Source organism: Aliiroseovarius subalbicans, assembly GCF_022678625.1.
Taxonomy (GTDB): domain Bacteria; phylum Pseudomonadota; class Alphaproteobacteria; order Rhodobacterales; family Rhodobacteraceae; genus Aliiroseovarius_A; species Aliiroseovarius_A subalbicans.
Map to the genome: position 1 here is coordinate 25,129 of NZ_JALBYQ010000005.1, position 17,507 is coordinate 42,635.

Sequence of the window (17,507 nt, forward strand, 5' to 3'; positions counted from 1 at the left end):
ATGAAAAAACTTCTGACCCTTTCGCTGGTGGCTCTGTCCACCCCTGCGTTGGCTGCCGGGGACGAACCGTTCCTGTCGATGGGCAACACCGACTTCGTCGTCATCCTGGCGTTCCTCGTCTTCATGAGCTTTCTGGCTTACATGGGCGTGCACAAGCTTCTGGGTGGTCAGCTGGACAACCGTGCCGAAGGCATCAAGTCCGAATTGGCCGAAGCCCGCGCTTTGCGGGAAGAAGCGCAGACCATCCTGGCCTCTTACGAGCGAAAGCAAAAAGAGGTGAAGGAGCAGGCCGAGCGTATCATCGCCCACGCCAAGGAAGAGGCCGCAACGGCCGCTGAGCTGGCAAAGGAAGACCTGAAAGCGTCGATCGCGCGTCGTCTGGCTGCGGCCACCGACCAGATCGCATCGGCTGAAACGGCTGCTGTGAAAGAAGTGCGCGACACTGCCGCTCAGGTCGCCGTGGGTGCTGCCCGCGACGTGATCGCCAAGCAGATGACCGCCGCCGATGGCAACAAGCTGATCGAAGCTGCGATCTCCGATGTTGAGGCCAAGCTGCACTAAACGCAGCCTCACATCCAAGAAGAAACAACCCGGTCCCTTGTGGGCCGGGTTTTTCTATGCGTCGGTAGGGTTTTCATGTATTACGAAATTTGAATATACAAATCATCAGGAGATTTCCGCATGAATGCTCAGCGCGCAACAATGTCGATTGCAGGTCTTTTCATCCTTGTCAGCCTTGGACTGGCGCATGTGATGGGCCAGATTAACCTCGGCCAAGTCAGCTGGCTTTGGTTCACCGTTTTTGTGGGCCTCAACCTGTTCCAATCCGGTCTGAGCGGCTTTTGCCCGCTGACCAGGATCCTGTCCCGCCTCGGACTGCGTTCGGCCTGACAACAGCTTTGTCGGATGACCGGCTGGTGGCGCTTTTAACAGGGTTCACCTGTGCTGTTCGTGATCCAGTCGCTGGCGCGCGATATCCTCATTGCGCATGGCTATACGCTGATCCTCGAAGGCTTGGCTGACAAAACCCAGATGGGTTTCGATCGCCCGGCGCGCGGCAAACGGATCGCGGGCTTGAAGCGCGTCGTTGATGGCGCGGTGTTGTTCCAGCAAGTCCGCGCGCGTGGTGTTTTGCTGGAACATGACCTGGCGATTATAGAACACGCCTTCGCGCAACAGGTCATACATCGACCGCATCATGTGCAGCATCAGAACGTTGTGGCTGGCTTCAATGATAGCGGTGTGGAAATCGGCATCCAGATCGGCACCCATGCCCTCGCCCGCTGCTTCCATCTTTTGGAAAATCTCGTCAATAACCTTCAGGTCCGTATCCGACGCGTAGCGTGCCGCGCGTTCGGCGGCCAGCCCCTCCATATCCCGACGAAAGGCGAGGTAATCGTGCACCGCTTCTTCGTGGCGGGAAAACAGCTGGATCAGCGCGGGCGAAAACGCCGACCCCAGCACGTCGGCGACATAGACCCCAGCCCCGGCACGCGAGGTCAGAAGCCCCTGGTCCTGAAGATCCCCCAGTGCCTCGCGCAGCGATGGGCGTGAGACGCCCAGCTTTTCCGCAAGGTCGCGTTCCGAGGGCAGGCGTTCGCCGGGTCTGAGAATGCCGCGCAGGATCAAAAGTTCGATCTGACGAACAACGGCCGAAGAGAGTTTCTCTGATTGGACTTTCTGAAATGGCATGGCGCATCCTGCAGGCAATTGGTCAAATCTTATGACCACGTGACCGGCGGGACAACAAAAAAGGGGCCGGACCCAGCGGTCCGACCCCAATTTCGTGCTGTGCGATCCGTTACCTGTTCGGGCGGATGATGATTTCGACCCGGCGGTTTTGAGCCCGGCCCTGAGGGCTGTAATTCGACGCGATCGGCTGATCTTCGCCTCGACCGATTGTCACGACACGCCCGGCGGACACACCGTTGTCAAACAGCACCGCAGCCACTGCGGCAGCGCGGCGACGCGACAGCGACAGATTGTAGCCCGGATCACCGATGTTGTCGGTGTGGCCGACGATTTCGACTGTCGAGTTCGGGTAATCGCGCAGATTGCGCGCCAGCCCGGCCAGGTCGCCACGCGTGGCGTTGGACACGATCGCGCTGTCAGTGGCGAACAGGATGTCGTTGGGCAGGGTAACGATCAGTTCGGACCCGGTGTTGGTGATGGTCACCTCGTCGTTGCCGATGTCACGACGAAGATCGCCAGCTTGCCGATCAAGCTCTTGACCGATGGCTCCACCGATGGCGCCCCCAATCACGGCGCCAACAGCGGCTTTTCCAAGGTTACCTCCGCCCGGGCGGGTGGCGCCAATGAGCCCCCCGATCATCGCGCCGGTGGCAGCACCGGTTTGGGTGCGGGGACCCATTGTTTCGGTACACCCGGTCAGCGCCACGGTGGTGGCACCAACCAGAAGAAGAGATGTTGTCAGACGTTTCATGCGGCCTCGCTTGGAATGCAGTTTCGTTGCGGATGTCATACATGAAGGCCGATTGTTATCGAATAACAAGGGGGAAAATGAGCGACAAATTGCCTGTAACGACGTCACACGACCCGCGTTTGTTCCCCGGTGCCGTCCAGCCGCGCGGCTTCCCAGGCCAGTAGGGCACGCTTGACCGGCAAGCCCCAATGATAGCCCCCCAGCGCCCCGGATTTGCGCAAGGCCCGGTGGCAGGGGATCAGCCAACTGACCGGATTGCGCCCGACCGCGTTGCCCACGGCCCGCACCGCGCGCGGGTTGCCGACAGCTTCGGCGATCTCGCTGTAAGTGGTGACTTGGCCCGTCGGGATGGTCAAAAGCGCCTCCCAAACTTTGATTTGGAACGGGGCGCCGATCAAATGCAGCGCAGCCTGGCCCTGTTGCGAGAACATGGCGTCGACCTGTGCTGCAAGGCGTTGCGGATCTTCAACAAACTGGGCCTTGGGCCAGCGCGACGTCAGGTCGGCCATCGCAACCTCGGCGCCGGTTTCGGCAGCGAAAGCCAGCCCGCACACCCCTTTGTCAGTACCCATGACCAAAGCGGGGCCGAAGGGACTGTCGAACCAGCCCCAGGCGATGTTCAACCCGTCGCCCTGTAGGGCGTAATCACCCGGGCTCATTGCCTCCCAGGTCAAGAACAGATCGTGCAGCCGGCCAGAGCCGGAAAGGCCGACCGTATGGGCCGTGTCGAGTGTGGTGAAGTGATCGCGCAACAAGGCCTTGGCATGGCCCAACGCCAAGTATTGCTGATACCGTTTCGGCGACACCCCGGCCCAGCGGGAGAAAACCCGTTGGAAATGCGCCGGACTCATGTCCATCTGCGTCGCCAACGCCTCAAGCGACAGAGGCGTGCCGTCGGCCGCATCAATCGCCTCGATAGCCCGGCGGATCACCTGATAATGATAGCTTTGATCTTGCCCGTCCATGCCACGACCCTCCTTGTCCTTGCAGACTGGACCAGGCAGGCAATGATTGCGACCCGTTTCCTGCGCCTTTCGATCCGCTTGCCGCAGGCAAAAGCTTGGGCAGAGGTGCGTGCGCGGTCTGGCACAGAAGCGCGATGATTTCGAGCCGCAGCAGGCAGACATATGCCTCCGCCATTGCTTCCTTTGTTCCCATTTGAAGCTCCTCGCCAAATTCCGCAAGCGGCACTTGGTCCTGCGTGAAATCATAACCTGGTTTGAGGCGAAGGCTGTTGGTGCCGCTGGCATAGGCAAGGGCATCAGGGGTATGGACGATGATAGTTGGCATGGGATCTCGGAAGTGTCACGGGCAGTTAGGTCAAAACACCCACTTTGCAGCGAAAGACTGGTCACCCTGTTGGACGAAATCGCGACAATTTTAACGGACCGCGGGTCTTGCCCCAGCGCGCCGGATTGGTGATACCTTGCGCTATGGTTAAGCAGATGGGTTATCAGACAATCGTTGAGGTGTTTCGCCGGTTCCACGAGGCGGAGCCGCAGCCGAAAGGTGAGCTTAATCACACCAACGCCTATACACTGGTGGTCGCGGTTGCGCTGTCCGCGCAGGCCACGGATGTCGGCGTGAACAAGGCGACCGAAGCCCTATTCAAGATCGTCGACACGCCGCAAAAGATGCTCGACCTGGGTGAAGAGGCGCTTACCGAGCACATCAAGACGATCGGACTGTTCCGCCAGAAGGCGAAGAACGTGATGAAGACCGCCCGCATCCTGGTCGAAGACTACGGCGGTGAGGTGCCATCATCGCGCGCCGCATTGCAATCGCTGCCCGGTGTCGGGCGCAAGACCGCGAATGTGGTTTTGAACATGTGGTGGGGGGTGCCGGCCCAGGCGGTGGACACCCATATCCTGCGCGTCGGCAACCGCACCGGCATCGCCGTTGGCAAGGATGTCGATGCGGTCGAACGCGCGATCGAAGACAACGTGCCCGCCGAATACCAACACCACGCGCACCATTGGTTGATCCTGCACGGACGCTATACCTGCAAAGCGCGCAAACCCGTCTGCGGCAATTGTTTGATCCGCGACATCTGCCCCTATGAGGACAAGGTCTATGACTAAAAAGTTTCAGGTTGTCGGTATCGGCAACGCCATGGTCGATGTGCTGGCCCATTGCGACGATGCCTTCCTGGCCGGGCACGGGATCGAAAAGGGCATCATGCAATTGATCGACCTGGACCGGGCTGCCAAGTTGTATGCCGAGGTCGGGCTGGCCACGGAAATGTCCGGGGGATCGGCCGCGAACACCATCGCGGGCATCGCCCATTTGGGCGGGCGCACCGCCTATGTCGGCAAGGTGAAAGACGACCAGTTGGGCGCGATCTTTGCCCACGATTTGCGCGCGCAAGGGGCAGTGTATGATACGCCGCTGGCGCCGAAGGATGCGGACGGGGAAACCGGGCGCTGCATCGTGCTGGTCACGCCGGATGGCGAACGCTCAATGAACACCTATTTGGGGGTGACCGAGCATCTGGCGCCCTCGGACATCGACGAAAGCCAGATGGCGGATGCGGCGTGGATTTTCCTGGAAGGCTACCGCTTCGACGGGCCGGAAAGCCACGAGGCCTTCGCCAAGGCGATCAGCGCCTGCAAGGGGACGGGCGGGCGCGTGTCAATCACGCTGTCCGATCCATTCTGCATCGACCGCCACCGCGACGCTTTCGCGAAAATGTTGCGCGAGGATGTGGATCTTTTGTTCGCGAACCGGGCCGAGATGCTGTCGATGTATCAGGTTGACGGGTTGGGCGCCGCGATGGCCAAGGCCGCGGCCGAGGTCGACATCGTTGTGGCGACGGACAGCGAACACGGGGTGCATATCGCTCAGGGCGACAACCGCTGGCACGTGCCAGCCGTGCCGACGAAAGTGGTTGACGCGACGGGGGCAGGGGACCTTTTTGCCGGGGCGTTTCTGTGGGGATTGGCGGAAGGGTATGACCTGGAGGTCTGCGGGCACATGGGCAACATCGCCGCCAGCGAAGTCATCAGCCATCTGGGTGCCCGGGTCGAAGCGGACCTGAAGGCGCTGTTCGCGCAGCATTCGATCGGGCTCTGACCCCGCCTTTCCCAGCGCGGGCGCCCACCCACCCGCCCCGCCGCGCCGGGGAAGGCACGAAGATCGCGATGATTTTCATTTTTGTTGGGGGGGGGCTATGCCGTGTCTTCGACCGTGAAGTCGTGTGTCACGGTGGCGCTGGCCGCCATCATGGCCGAGGCCGAGCAGTACTTGTCGACCGACAGGCCGATCGCGCGCGCCACCTTGTCGGCGGACATCCCGCGCCCTTTGACGGTGAACTGCAGGTGGATGCGGGTGAACACCTTGGGGTCGGTTTCGGCGCGATCTGCGTCCACCTCGACCTGCACGTCCTCGATGTTCTGACGCCCCTTTTCCAGGATCGAGACCACATCATAGGCCGAACAGCCCGCCGTGCCGATCAAAAGCAGCTCCATAGGGCTGGGGCCGGGGGTTGGTCCGCCGTCGTGGCTTGCGCCCAGGACGATCGAATGCCCTGTGCCCGAGGTGCCCAGAAAGGTGCGCCCCTCGGCCCATTTTACACGCGCTTTCATGTCATATTCCTTTCGCGAAGATCATTCGCCCAGCTTGGCGTGAACCTCTGCCAGGTCAATCTCGCCGATTGGCATCTTGTTCGACGGGTCGTGGAAATCGTATTTGAACAGGTTGAAATCCCGTTTGTAGATTTCATAGACCAGGTGCATCGACAGGTCGTCAAAGTAATCCTCGACCGGATGCGCCCGTTTCGGCCCGTGCCCTTCGCTTTCGTTGAAGCGCGGGATGTCGTTCAGATCGACCTTGTGCGGTGTGTCGACCGCGTCCAGCACCGACTGCATGCCGTCGTTGAACTTCTCGGTCCAGAAGATGTTGTCATAGGTGCCCCCATTCAGGATGTATGTGGACACGTGCCCCGACATGGCTGACCAGTGAATGTCGGGGTCCATCGGGCGGCGCCAGCGGATGGTATCGCGGGCAAACAAAAGAAACCTGCGGAAGCTCTGGATCTGGTCGAAATCGAACTCATCTTCGGGGCTGCCGACCTCGATCCCGTATTTCTGGATCAACAGCGGCACCAGGTTGCCCCGGTAGCGGCGGCCGTTGCGTTGGATGCCGCAGATCTTGTCGAAAAACGATGACAGGATGCGCGTATACGGGTTGCGCACGCAGGTGAAGGCGTAGCTTTCGTGGGCCTTTACATTCTTCTCGATCAAAGGCTGACTGTCTTCCTGGGACCACTTGTGCAAGCGATCCTTGCTGTCGTGGATGTCACCATCGAAAAACTCACCATGATCCGAGTAGAACATGATTTGACCGATGGTCGAGCATGCGCATTTCGGCACAACACGGTAGACCACACTTTCGCTCTCGGTCATCCAGGTTCCAGGAAATCCCATACTCTCAACGCCTCCTTCAGGCCCGTTAATCGCGTGTTTACGCTGATCACGGGTAATAGTGCAGAAAAAAGCAAAAAAACGGTGTTTATTCAATGGGTGTTCACGTTATCTAATGCAACAATGCCGCGTAATCTGAGGTTTTCGTTTCTGAAATGGCAAAAATTGCCTACATTCTGCTGTGTCACAAGGACCCCAAGGCGATCATCGACCAGGCGACGCGCCTGACGGCGGCTGGGGATTGCATCTCGATTCACTTCGATGCACGGGCCAAGGCGGAACATTTCACGTTGATCCGCGACGCGCTTGAGGACAATCCGAATGTGGCGTTTGCCAAGAAGCGGATCAAATGCGGTTGGGGCGCCTGGACGCTGGTGCAGGCAACTCTGTATGCAGTCGAAGCCGCGGTCGATGCCTTCCCACGTGCGACCCATTTCTACATGGTGTCGGGCGATTGCATGACGACCAAGACGGCGCAGTACACCCACGAATTCCTGGACAGCGACGACGTCGATTACATCGAAAGCTTCGACTATTTTGAGAGCGACTGGATCAAGACCGGGATGAAGGAAGAGCGGTTGATCTATCGCCATTTCTTCAACGAACGCACCCAGAAGCGGCGGTTCTATGCCAGCTTCAACCTGCAAAAGAAGCTGGGCCTGAAGCGCGACATCCCGCATGACCTTCAGATCATGATCGGCAGCCAATGGTGGTGCCTGCGCCGCCGCACGGTTGAATGGATCCTGGACTTCACACGCGAGCGCAAAGATGTGATGCGGTTCTTTCGCACCACATGGATCCCGGATGAGACCTTTTTTCAGACACTCGTGCGCCACCTGGTGCCGGAGAATGAGATTCGCACCCGCACCCTGACCTTCCTCATGTTCACCGACTACGGCATGCCGGTGACGTTCTACAACGATCACTTTGATCTTCTGCGTAGTCAGGATTTCCTGTTCGCGCGCAAGATCAGCCCGGAAGCGAAAGAGCTGAAGCAGCGGCTGGGCGAGCTCTATGCGCAAGAGGACGTGGAGTTCCAGATTTCAAGCGAGGGGCTTTCGTTGTTCAAGTTCCTAAGCGGACGCGGCCGAATTGGGCGCCGCTTTGCCCCCCGGTTCTGGGAGGCCGAAAGCACGTTGGGCCGAGAACGTGAATTGCTGATCCTGGTGGCAAAGAAATGGCACGTCGGCAAGCGTGTGCTGGACCGGATCAAGCAGGTGACGAACCTGCCCGCGATCGAATACCTGTTTGACGAAGAAGGCACGCCTTTGCCTGACCTGGGCGGGATTCAGAGCACTCTGGGCAAGCGAACCCGCCACCGGCGCGCGCTGATGCGGATGCTGTTTGACTATTTCGACACCGACCGGTTGGTGATCTGTCTGGACCCGAACAACCTGGACCTGATGCAGGACTTTTTTGCCGACCGGTCGATGACCCGGCTTTTAGAGGTGGAAAGCGAGTTCACCGACGAATACCTTCTGGGCCACGCGCGCCGCGTCGGGCTGGCCGGTGAAAGCACACCACAGGATGCGATTGACCGTCTTTTGCCGACGATCCGGCGCGATGTGCGATTTGAAAGCGACCGGATCCGCGACGCTGGGTTTGAGGAATTCTATCGCCTGCGTGAAAACGCAAGCCCCGAGGAAAATGCGCGCCCCCTTGCGAAATTCCTGTCGATCCCCGAAGAACGAGCCCGTGAGATTGCTGAAACGAACCATCTGTTTGCAGATTGAGGGGCACAATGGGCTACGACTACGACGACCAGAACATTTTCGCGAAAATCCTTCGAGGCGAGATCCCGAATGACACGGTGTATGAGGATGATTTTGCGCTGGCCTTTCGCGACATTCAGCCCCAGGCACCAGACCATGTGCTGGTGATCCCCAAGGGGCCTTATGTGAACCAGGACCATTTTGCCGCCGAGGCTACGGACGCCGAGATTGTCGGGTTCACCCGCGCGATCGGCAAGGTCTGTGCTGCGATGGGTGTCACCCCCGGCGCGGGCGGCATGGGATACCGGATGATCGCCAATGCAGGTGAGGCCGGGGTGCAGGAGGTGCCGCATCTGCATGTGCACATCCTATCAGGCCGGATGCTGGGCCGGATGGTCAAGCGCTTCGACTGAGGCGGGATCCGATAGAATTGCCTGCGGCAATACATGATGTCTCGCAAGGGCGTGGCCCTGCTCGGATTGGCGCCTGGAGCGAGAGTTTCGCGTGAATGGACGATCCGGGACTTGCCGCCACCGGGCGGGCTGATAAACTGCGACGAAATGTGTAAGCAAGGTTGATGACATGACCCAGGACGCCCCGGAAACCAAGATCGTGGACAGCTACAAGGTCGTCTGTGACGGCGGCGAGGGCGGGCATCCGCGCGTCTTTCTGCAGATCCCGGTGGAGCAAGGTTGGGTCGAATGCCCCTATTGCGACTGCAAGTTTGTGCACAAGGACGCGGCTGACAAGGCCGCCTGAGGCGTCACCGCCCAATTGATGTGAACAAGGAGGGCGGGGCATGAGCTTCGGCAAAGGTTGTCATTTGCATCTGGTCGACGGCTCGGCCTTCATTTTTCGCGCCTATCACGCCTTGCCGCCGCTGACGCGCAAATCCGACGGTTTGCCGATCGGAGCGGTCGCGGGCTTTTGCAACATGCTGTTCAAGTTTGTTGAGGACGCGAAGGGCGACGACGCCCCGACCCATGTTGCGGTTGTTTTCGACTATTCCGGCAAGACGTTTCGCAACGACATGTACCCGGCCTACAAGGCGAACCGCCCGCCCGCGCCCGAGGATCTGGTGCCGCAGTTCCCGCTGACCCGCGACGCTACGCGGGCTTTCAATCTCGCCTGTGTTGAGGTCGAGAATTTCGAAGCCGATGACATCATCGCCACCCTGGCCCGTCAGGCGGATGCCGCCGGGGGCCGGGTGTCGGTTATCAGCTCGGACAAGGATCTGATGCAACTGGTGGGGGGCGGGGTCGAAATGGTTGACCCGATGAAGAACCGCCGCATTGGCGTCGAGGGCGTCGAGGAGAAATTCGGCGTCGGCCCGGACCGCGTGGTGGACGTGCAGGCGCTGGCTGGCGACAGCGTTGACAACGTGCCCGGCGCACCGGGGATCGGGATCAAGACCGCAGCCCTTTTGATCAACGAATATGGCGATCTGGAAACCCTGCTGGCGCGCGCAGAAGAGATCAAGCAGCCCAAACGTCGGGAAACACTGATCAATTTCGCGGATCAGATCCGCATCTCGCGCGACCTGGTGAAGCTGGACGATGCGATGGAGCTGGACTTCGGCCTGGATGACCTGGAACTGAAGGATCCCGAACCCTCGGTGCTTCTGCCGTTCCTGGCCGACATGGAATTTCGCACCCTTACCAACCGTGTGGCCGACAAGCTGGGCATGGACGCGCCGGAAATTGCCGAATCTCCGGGCGCGGTGTCGGATGCGCCCGAGCAGCCGCCGATCGACCCGGAGGCCTATGAATGGGTCAAGGATCGCGCCGGGCTTGAGGCCTGGATCACCCGCATTCGCGACCGCGGTTATGTGGCCGTCGACACGGAAACCACCGGGCTGGACGAAATGCGCGTGGACCTGGTGGGTATCTCGCTGTGCGTGGACGCAGGCGAGGCGTGTTATATCCCGTTGATTCACAAGGACAGCGCAGCGGATGATCTGTTCGGCGGCGATCAGCTGTCTGAAGGGCAGATGAGCGTCGAAGATGCCTTGGCAATGCTCAAACCGGTGCTGGAGGATGAGGCCATCCTCAAGATCGGTCAGAACATGAAATATGACGCGAAGATTTTCGCGCGCTATGGGGTGAATGTTGCCCCGTTCGATGACACGATGCTGCTGTCCTATGCGCTGAACGCGGGGGTGCATAACCACGGCATGGACCTGTTGTCTGACCGGTATCTGGGACACAAGCCGATCTCGATCAAATCGCTGTTGGGCACCGGAAAGTCGGCGATAACGTTTGACCGGGTGCCGATTGCCGATGCGGTGAAATATGCCGCCGAGGACGCGGATATTACCCTGCGCCTGTGGCAGATCTTCAAGCCGATGCTGCACCAAAAACAGGTGACCACGGTCTATGAGACGCTGGAGCGCCCCCTGGCGCCGGTGCTGGCGAAGATGGAGATGACAGGCATCAAGGTGGACCGAGATACCCTGTCGCGCATGTCCAATGCCTTCGCGCAGAAAATGGCGGGGCTTGAGGCCGAGCTGCACGACATGGCCGGGCGCAGTTTCAACGTGCAATCCCCCGCACAGGTGGGGGAAATCCTGTTTGACCAGATGGAGCTGGAAGGCGGCAAGCGCACCAAGACCGGCCAATGGTCCACCCCCGCCGACGTGCTGGAGGACCTTGCGACCGAGCATGATTTCCCCGCCCGCGTTCTGGATTATCGCCAGCTGCAAAAGCTGAAATCGACCTATACCGACGCGTTGCAGGAACATATCCACCCGGAAACCGGCCGCGTGCACACCTCCTATGTGCAATCGGGGGCGAACACCGGGCGCCTGGCCTCGACCGATCCGAACCTGCAAAACATCCCTGTGCGCAGCGAAGAGGGCCGACGTATTCGTGAGGCGTTCGTGGCTGAACCAGGCAAGGTGCTGATATCGCTGGACTACAGCCAGATTGAGCTGCGCATTCTGGCGCAGGTTGCCGGCATCGAGACCTTGAAACAGGCGTTTCGTGACGGTCACGACATTCATGCCATGACGGCGTCCGAAATGTTCGATGTGCCGTTGGAGGACATGACACCGGACATCCGTCGTCAGGCCAAGGCGATCAATTTCGGCGTGATTTACGGGATCAGCGGCTTCGGCCTGGCCCGCAATCTGCGCATTCCACGCGCCGAGGCGCAGGGCTTCATCGACCGCTACTTCGAACGCTTCCCTGGCATTCGCGCCTATATGGACGAAACCGTGCAATTCGCGAAGGACAACGGATACGTCCAGACCCTGTTTGGCCGCAAGATCCACACCCCCGAGATCAACGCCAAGGGCCCCCATGCAGGGTTTGCCAAGCGCGCGGCGATCAACGCGCCCATCCAGGGTGCGGCTGCGGATGTGATCCGGCGCGCGATGGTGCGCATGCCGGACGCGATCACCGGACTGCCCGCGCAGATGCTGCTTCAGGTGCACGACGAACTGATCTTCGAAGTGGACGCAGGCGCGGTTGACCAGACCATCGAGACCGTGCGCGACGTGATGGAAAACGCGGCGGACCCGGCGGTGAAGCTGGATGTGCCGCTGGTGGTGGATGCAGGCCAGGGGGCCAATTGGGCCGAGGCGCATTGATCCTGCCGCGGCTTACCTATGCGCTTTGTCTCGCGCTCCTTATGCTTTTGCCGTCCGGTGCCCGTGCCGAAGGGGGCGACGCTCCACGCATTCTCGTCATCGGTGACAGCCTTCTGGCTTGGCATTCCAGCTCGGGCCGCTCGGTCGCGGATCGGTTGGAGCATCTGTTGGGGCAGCCGGTTCAGGATCGGTCGGTTTCGGCGGCGCGGATGATCTATCACCTGCCGATATCCGGTGCGGTAGGTCTGGCGATCCCCAAGCAGTTTCGGGACGGGGATTGGGACTGGGTGGTGGTGAACGGCGGCGGCAATGACCTGTGGCTGGGCTGCGGCTGCAACCGGTGTGATCGCAAGCTGAATCGGCTTCTATCCAAAAGCGCCGATAAGGGAGCGATCCACAAGCTGGTGTCCCGCATCCGCGACAGCGGTGCCAAAGTGCTGTGGCTGGGATATCTGCGCAGCCCAGGTTTCGACACGCCGATTGAATCGTGCAAGGACGACGGTGACATTCTGGAAGCGCGGATCGCGACCCTGGCCGAGGCCGAGGGGGGCGTGTTTTTCCAGTCGATTACCGACCTGGTGCCGCCCGGTGATCGGTCTTTCCACGCCGCCGACCGCATTCACCCGTCGATGAAAGCCAGCGACGCCATCGCACGACGCCTGGCGCGGGTGATCCGGGCGAATTGACCCCCTTGCGGGCCCCCGGCGTTGCCCCCATTCTGGGGCAAGAAACGGATACCTCATGCCGCATGATCACCATCACCACCATCACACCGACCCCGAGGCGGGCGACGCGCGGGTGGCCTGGGCGGTGGCGGCAAATGTTGCACTGACGCTGGCACAGATCGTGGGTGGGCTTCTGTCCGGCTCGGTCGCGCTGATTGCCGATGCAATCCACAACCTTTCAGATGCGGCCTCATTGGCGATCGCCTTTTTTGCTCGCAAGATCGCGCGCAGGCCGACCGATGCGGGGATGACCTTCGGCTACAAGCGGGCCGAGCTGGTGGCGGCGCTGATCAACTATACCACGCTGATCGTGATCGGGTTTTACCTGCTTTACGAAGGCATCATGCGCTTTTTCGATCCGCCGGAGGTGACCGGCTGGCTGGTCATCATCGTCGCTGGTATCGCGCTGGCGGTTGATGCGTTCACCGCGCTGATGACCTGGCGTATGGCGAAAGACAGCGCGAACATCCGCGCAGCGTTTCTGCACAATGTGGCGGACGCACTGGGCTCGGTCGCGGTGATCGTGGTGGGCATTCTGATCGTTACCTTCGGCTGGCACCTGGCCGACCCGATCGCCACGATCGGCATTGCCACCTATATCCTGTGGATGGGGCTGGGCGAGGTTCGCGGCGTGATCCACATTCTGATGTTGGGCGCGCCACAGGGGATCGAGGCCGAGGAGGTGTTGGCGGTGATGGAGGCGGTGGACGGCATCGACAGCGTGCATCACCTGCACATCTGGCAGATCAGCGAACAGGTCGTGTCGCTTGAGGCGCATGTGGTGGCGGATGCGGCGAACTGGCCGGATTGCGCCAACGCCAAGCGCGCGGTGAAAAACGTCCTGCGCGACAGGTTCGCCATCACCCATGTCACCTTGGACATGGAAGGGCCGGGGGATCATTGCGACCACCCCGCCCGGATCGGCGGCGCAGGGGGTTAGCGCCCCAGTTTCGTGACCACAAGGGTTCCGTTCCCGTTGTTATAGGCGTGAACATAGAACACCTGATCGCTTGTCGCCCATGTGGCAAGCGTAGTGAAGGGGCTGATGGCCACACGCGTTTCCTTGTGTGCCGGATAGGTCTCGCTGCTCAGCGTCATCTGAGCAGGCTCGGTCTTCGCGACAGGCCGATCCAGCCAGCTGCATGCGCCCGGCGGTGGGGTTCGTTTCAGAGCGCCGGTGCTGGTCTTGTGAAAGTGCACCGTGACGAACTGAACCGACGTGTTTGTCGTCGCGTTCACCGAAACGCCGGACAAGGCGACCATTTTTGCGCTGCCATGACAGGCAAGAGGATAGCTTTGCTGGCCAAGACCTGGCGAAGCCGCCAGCGCCAGGCCCAACACGGCAAAGAGTGCAAGGGGTTTCATCACGAAGCCTCCGAACTGGACAGGGGCGCGGGCCGATGGGCCCGCGCCATACAGGCAAGGGTTACGGGCCGATTTTGGTCACGACCATGTGGCCTTGCCGATTGTTGAACACATGCACCTGGAACGGCTCTGCCCGGCGCACGTATTTCATCAACTGGGTCGCCCCGTGCGACGGCGTGTTCAGGTGACATTCACCCGCCCGGCACACAGTTTGGGTCCAGGATACGGCGTGGTCGTCGAACAGCATCTTGTTCGGTTCATCGCCAACCATGCCCCGATCAATCCAAGTACATTCCCCAAGCGCCGGCGCCTTCACGCCCGCACCTGCGTTGCCCTTGTGATAGGTGATCTCGACAAAGACACGCGGATCAGACACGCGTTGCCCGATCACCGCGACCATGTCGCCGCCCCCGCGGCAGGTCATGACATACGTCTGTTCAGCCACCGCCATTCCGGTTGTCACGGCAAGCGCACCTGCCAGAAGCGCGGTGCCAAGGATGGTATGTTTCTTCATTTTCATGTCGGAAAACCTCCCATTTCCCGGTGCGGATCGCGGGCGGGATGCCCGAAAACCCACGAAGACATGATACACCTATGACGAGAGTGGCGCCTTGATCCGACCTACCTATGGCGGATTATGGCCGAAGGTCCGAAGCCTTTCTGGCGTAGAAGGCCATGAGGCTCTTGTCGCGTTCTTCCCGAAACGGGGCGCCGGTATCCAGCGCCCGGATGCGATCGATGCGGAACATGCGGAAATCGTCGCGCAGCTCGCACCAGGCGACCAGGGTCCAGACCCGACCCCAGAACCACAAGCCCAGCGGGCGCACGACCCGGGTTGTGGCCACGCCCTCGGCGTCCGCATAGCCGATGGAAACCCTGCGGCGCGCGTCCGTCGCAGCCTCGATCTGGTCGATGTTCCGGCGCTCGGCATCGCTCAGCCCAAAACTGTCGCGGGCATGGATTTCGACCCGCGCCGCGCTCTCGGCCAGGTCGCGTGGCAGGACCGCCTGGATTTTCACCAAAGCCTCTTCGGCGGCCAGTGCCATGTCTGCCCCGCCCCAGGTGCGCACCATGCGCGCGCCCGCGACCAGGGCTGCGACCTCGGCGCGGGTGAACATCAGGGGCGGCATGTCGAACCCTGCCCGCATCAGGTATCCGACGCCCGCTTCGCCCTCGATCGGCACGCCCGACCCGATCAGATCGGAAATGTCGCGATAGATCGTGCGTTCGCTGACCTCCAGCCGCTCGGCCAGCACCCGCGCAGTGGTCAGCCGACCACCGCGAAGGTATTGCACGATCTGAAACAGGCGGTCGGCACGGCGCATGGGTCAGCCCTTCGGTTCAAACAGCCCGATCGAATTGCCGTCGGGGTCGGTCGCATAGCAAAACTGCCCCGCCGGGATCTCAATCACAAGCCCATCCAGCGCCAGCGTGCCGCCGGCAGCCACCAGCCGCGCCTTGGCGGCGTCCAGGGTGTCGGGAATGGCCAGGTGAACGGTCGGCCCGGTGCCCTGTGCCGCCGGTTTGCCGGGGTACAGGTGCCCGGCCACGCCGGTTTCGAACTCCTTGGCCGGGAACATCGCCATCGGGTTTGGGCCGGTGCTGTCGATCTTCATCTGGTACCCGAACACGGCATCATAGAACGCAACGGCGCGGGTCATGTCGGTCACCGGGATTTCGGTCCAGACGACGGGGTTGGTGGGGGTATGGGTCATGTCTCTCTCCATCAAACTGCGATGAAGCCTTATTCCATACCCCTGCTGACAGCCTTCTGTCAGGAGCCTTCCAACCCGTCGGTGAGCCAGATCAGTCCCGCCTCGGTTTGCGCCGTGGGGTGATATTCCCCGCTGACGAAACCGTCATAGCCTTCGGCGTCCAGTTGGCGAAACCAGGCCGGGTAGTCGATTTCACCCCGGATCGGTTCGTGGCGTCCCGGCGTGCCACCGACCTGAATATGGCGCACCAGATCGCGGTGCTTTTCCCAGGTCGCGGGCATGTCGTGGGTGATCATCTGTGCGTGATAGGCGTCGAATTGCAGCCCCAGATTGGGCGCGCCGACCTCGGCAACGATCTCGGCGGCCTGATCGAAATTGTTCAGGAAATAGCCTGGCATGTCGACCGGGTTGATCGGCTCAATCGTCAGGCTTCTGTCGGGAAACTCCGCGGCGGCCCAGCTCAGGTTGTCGACGAAGGTCTTGCGCGCCACCAACCCCTTGGACTTGCCCGCCATGACATGCAGATGATCGACCTGCAGCGCCTGCGCGAACCGCATGGCGCGGGTCAGGTCATGGCGAAACCGCTTCTGCCCGCCCGGCACGGCGGCAAAACCGCGCTCCCCCCCGGTCCAGTTCGGCGGCGGCGTGTTGATCAGGATCATCCTCTGGCCATACATGGTCAACCGTCGGGTGATTTCATGCGCCGCGTCATCATAGGGAAACAACACCTCGACGGCATCGAACCCGGCCTCGGATGCGGCCTGAAATCGGTCCAGAAACGGCACTTCGCGAAACAGGAAACTGAGATTGGCGGCAAAGCGGGGCATGAACTCTCCTTCGCGGCACGCGCCGCCCTGTCATCTTTCCGCAAATACCCCCGCCGGGGGCAAGAAAAATCTGGCGCTACCCCGCCAGCTCCTCGGACGGGATGACCGGAAAGAACTGCCCGCCCGACCACAGGCCGAACCAAGGTGCGTCGTCGTGGGTTTCGTGGGTCCCCAGATCGACCAGGCGATAGAAGCTTTTACGGTCGATCAGCGCCTCAAGGTTGGCCCGGACCAGGACATAGGGCGATGGCTCGCCGGTCTCTGGGTCGCGCACAACGCGGATCGGGTGGTCAGGCCCGGCCCGCATCTTGTCGCCCACATGGGTGGTGAAGCACAGCACCTGATCGCGCCCCGTCCCCGAGGTCTCGAAATCCACGGCCACGAACGGCGCGTCATCCACCGTGATGCCAACCTTTTCGACCGGTGTGACCAGGAAATAGTCGTCGCCGTCCTTGCGCAGGATCGATGAAAACAGCCGCACCAGCTCGGGCCGCCCGATCGGCGTGCCCAGGTAGAACCACGTGCCATCGCGCGCAATCCGCATGTCCAGATCCCCGCAGAACTCCGGGTTCCACAGGTGAACCGGAGCAGGCCCCCGTTTTGTCGCCGCCCGCGCCGCCGATGCGAGGCTTTCCGCCGATGGCGCGGCGGCTTTTCCGCCCGATTTCGCTTTTGTCATTTGTGCCCCGCTTCCATTCGGCCTTTAATGC

The 17,507-nt window shown here is 61.1% G+C and carries 22 protein-coding genes; 10 read left to right on the forward strand and 12 right to left on the reverse strand.

Annotation, left to right across the window (positions count from 1 at the left end; genetic code table 11):
- Together MN188_RS15015 and MN188_RS15020 are read left to right on the forward strand one after the other, a co-directional pair.
- Positions 1-561: a F0F1 ATP synthase subunit B gene (locus MN188_RS15015; protein WP_242110044.1), complete on the forward strand. Its 561-nt coding sequence runs from the start codon at positions 1-3 to the stop codon at positions 559-561.
- A gap of 120 nt (positions 562-681) precedes the next feature.
- Entirely contained in the window at positions 682-891 is a 210-nt protein-coding gene (locus tag MN188_RS15020) for a YgaP family membrane protein (protein WP_242110045.1), read from the forward strand.
- Between the two features lie 45 nt (positions 892-936).
- Here the strand turns inward: MN188_RS15020 and MN188_RS15025 are convergent, their stop codons facing one another.
- From MN188_RS15025 to MN188_RS15040, 4 genes are all read right to left on the reverse strand, one after another.
- On the reverse strand, positions 937-1,692 hold the full coding sequence (locus tag MN188_RS15025; protein ID WP_242110046.1) for a FadR/GntR family transcriptional regulator: 756 nt from the start codon (positions 1,690-1,692) through the stop codon (positions 937-939).
- Between the two features lie 109 nt (positions 1,693-1,801).
- Positions 1,802-2,443, reverse strand: a complete 642-nt coding sequence (locus MN188_RS15030) for a YiaD family glycine zipper/OmpA-like lipoprotein (RefSeq protein ID WP_242110047.1) — start codon at positions 2,441-2,443, stop codon at positions 1,802-1,804.
- Positions 2,444-2,547: 104 nt separating this feature from the next.
- A complete protein-coding gene (locus MN188_RS15035) occupies positions 2,548-3,408 on the reverse strand; it encodes a methylated-DNA--[protein]-cysteine S-methyltransferase (protein ID WP_242110048.1) in 861 nt (286 codons plus the stop codon).
- Complete coding sequence (locus MN188_RS15040; protein ID WP_242110049.1) at positions 3,347-3,733, reverse strand: hypothetical protein; 387 nt, start codon at positions 3,731-3,733, stop codon at positions 3,347-3,349. Before MN188_RS15040 ends, MN188_RS15035 begins: the two co-directional genes overlap by 62 nt.
- A gap of 143 nt (positions 3,734-3,876) precedes the next feature.
- Here MN188_RS15040 and nth point away from each other — a divergent pair, with 143 nt between their 5' ends.
- Together nth and MN188_RS15050 are read left to right on the forward strand one after the other, a co-directional pair.
- Positions 3,877-4,524 carry an endonuclease III gene (gene nth / locus MN188_RS15045; RefSeq protein WP_242110051.1) on the forward strand — a complete coding sequence of 216 codons (648 nt, stop codon included), beginning with the start codon at positions 3,877-3,879 and terminating at the stop codon, positions 4,522-4,524.
- On the forward strand, positions 4,517-5,515 hold the full coding sequence (locus MN188_RS15050) for an adenosine kinase (RefSeq protein WP_242110052.1): 999 nt from the start codon (positions 4,517-4,519) through the stop codon (positions 5,513-5,515). The genes nth and MN188_RS15050 overlap by 8 nt, the downstream gene beginning before the upstream one ends.
- 95 nt (positions 5,516-5,610) lie before the next feature.
- Here MN188_RS15050 and MN188_RS15055 read toward each other — a convergent pair whose 3' ends face one another.
- On the reverse strand, positions 5,611-6,027 hold the full coding sequence (locus MN188_RS15055; RefSeq protein WP_242110053.1) for an OsmC family protein: 417 nt from the start codon (positions 6,025-6,027) through the stop codon (positions 5,611-5,613).
- Positions 6,028-6,048: 21 nt separating this feature from the next.
- Complete coding sequence (locus MN188_RS15060; RefSeq protein WP_242110054.1) at positions 6,049-6,867, reverse strand: sulfotransferase family protein; 819 nt, start codon at positions 6,865-6,867, stop codon at positions 6,049-6,051.
- A gap of 152 nt (positions 6,868-7,019) precedes the next feature.
- Here MN188_RS15060 and MN188_RS15065 point away from each other — a divergent pair, with 152 nt between their 5' ends.
- The 6 genes from MN188_RS15065 to MN188_RS15090 all read left to right on the forward strand — a co-directional run bounded on the left by MN188_RS15065 (position 7,020) and on the right by MN188_RS15090 (position 13,830).
- Positions 7,020-8,597 carry a DUF5928 domain-containing protein gene (locus MN188_RS15065; RefSeq protein ID WP_242110055.1) on the forward strand — a complete coding sequence of 526 codons (1,578 nt, stop codon included), beginning with the start codon at positions 7,020-7,022 and terminating at the stop codon, positions 8,595-8,597.
- An 8-nt stretch (positions 8,598-8,605) separates the two neighbouring features.
- Positions 8,606-8,989, forward strand: a complete 384-nt coding sequence (locus MN188_RS15070; RefSeq protein WP_242110056.1) for an HIT domain-containing protein — start codon at positions 8,606-8,608, stop codon at positions 8,987-8,989.
- Between the two features lie 169 nt (positions 8,990-9,158).
- Positions 9,159-9,335: a zinc-finger domain-containing protein gene (locus MN188_RS15075; RefSeq protein WP_242110057.1), complete on the forward strand. Its 177-nt coding sequence runs from the start codon at positions 9,159-9,161 to the stop codon at positions 9,333-9,335.
- Between the two features lie 40 nt (positions 9,336-9,375).
- Entirely contained in the window at positions 9,376-12,165 is a 2,790-nt protein-coding gene (gene polA, locus MN188_RS15080; RefSeq protein WP_242110058.1) for a DNA polymerase I, read from the forward strand.
- A 41-nt stretch (positions 12,166-12,206) separates the two neighbouring features.
- Complete coding sequence (locus tag MN188_RS15085) at positions 12,207-12,851, forward strand: SGNH/GDSL hydrolase family protein (protein ID WP_242110059.1); 645 nt, start codon at positions 12,207-12,209, stop codon at positions 12,849-12,851.
- A 55-nt stretch (positions 12,852-12,906) separates the two neighbouring features.
- Positions 12,907-13,830, forward strand: a complete 924-nt coding sequence (locus tag MN188_RS15090) for a cation diffusion facilitator family transporter (protein WP_242110060.1) — start codon at positions 12,907-12,909, stop codon at positions 13,828-13,830.
- Here MN188_RS15090 and MN188_RS15095 read toward each other — a convergent pair.
- The 6 genes from MN188_RS15095 to MN188_RS15120 form a co-directional block, all read right to left on the reverse strand.
- Positions 13,827-14,255 carry a hypothetical protein gene (locus MN188_RS15095; protein WP_242110062.1) on the reverse strand — a complete coding sequence of 143 codons (429 nt, stop codon included), beginning with the start codon at positions 14,253-14,255 and terminating at the stop codon, positions 13,827-13,829. The two genes, MN188_RS15090 and MN188_RS15095, sit on opposite strands and share 4 nt — an antisense overlap.
- Before the next feature lie 61 nt (positions 14,256-14,316).
- Complete coding sequence (locus MN188_RS15100) at positions 14,317-14,775, reverse strand: hypothetical protein (protein ID WP_242110064.1); 459 nt, start codon at positions 14,773-14,775, stop codon at positions 14,317-14,319.
- Between the two features lie 115 nt (positions 14,776-14,890).
- Entirely contained in the window at positions 14,891-15,580 is a 690-nt protein-coding gene (locus MN188_RS15105; RefSeq protein WP_242110066.1) for a helix-turn-helix transcriptional regulator, read from the reverse strand.
- Positions 15,581-15,583: 3 nt separating this feature from the next.
- Positions 15,584-15,970 (reverse strand): VOC family protein, encoded by a 387-nt coding sequence (locus MN188_RS15110; protein ID WP_242110068.1) that lies wholly within the window; start codon positions 15,968-15,970, stop codon positions 15,584-15,586.
- A 59-nt stretch (positions 15,971-16,029) separates the two neighbouring features.
- Complete coding sequence (locus MN188_RS15115; RefSeq protein WP_242110069.1) at positions 16,030-16,797, reverse strand: hydroxypyruvate isomerase family protein; 768 nt, start codon at positions 16,795-16,797, stop codon at positions 16,030-16,032.
- Positions 16,798-16,873: 76 nt separating this feature from the next.
- Complete coding sequence (locus MN188_RS15120; protein ID WP_242110070.1) at positions 16,874-17,476, reverse strand: DUF1285 domain-containing protein; 603 nt, start codon at positions 17,474-17,476, stop codon at positions 16,874-16,876.
- Positions 17,477-17,507: the final 31 nt, after the last annotated feature.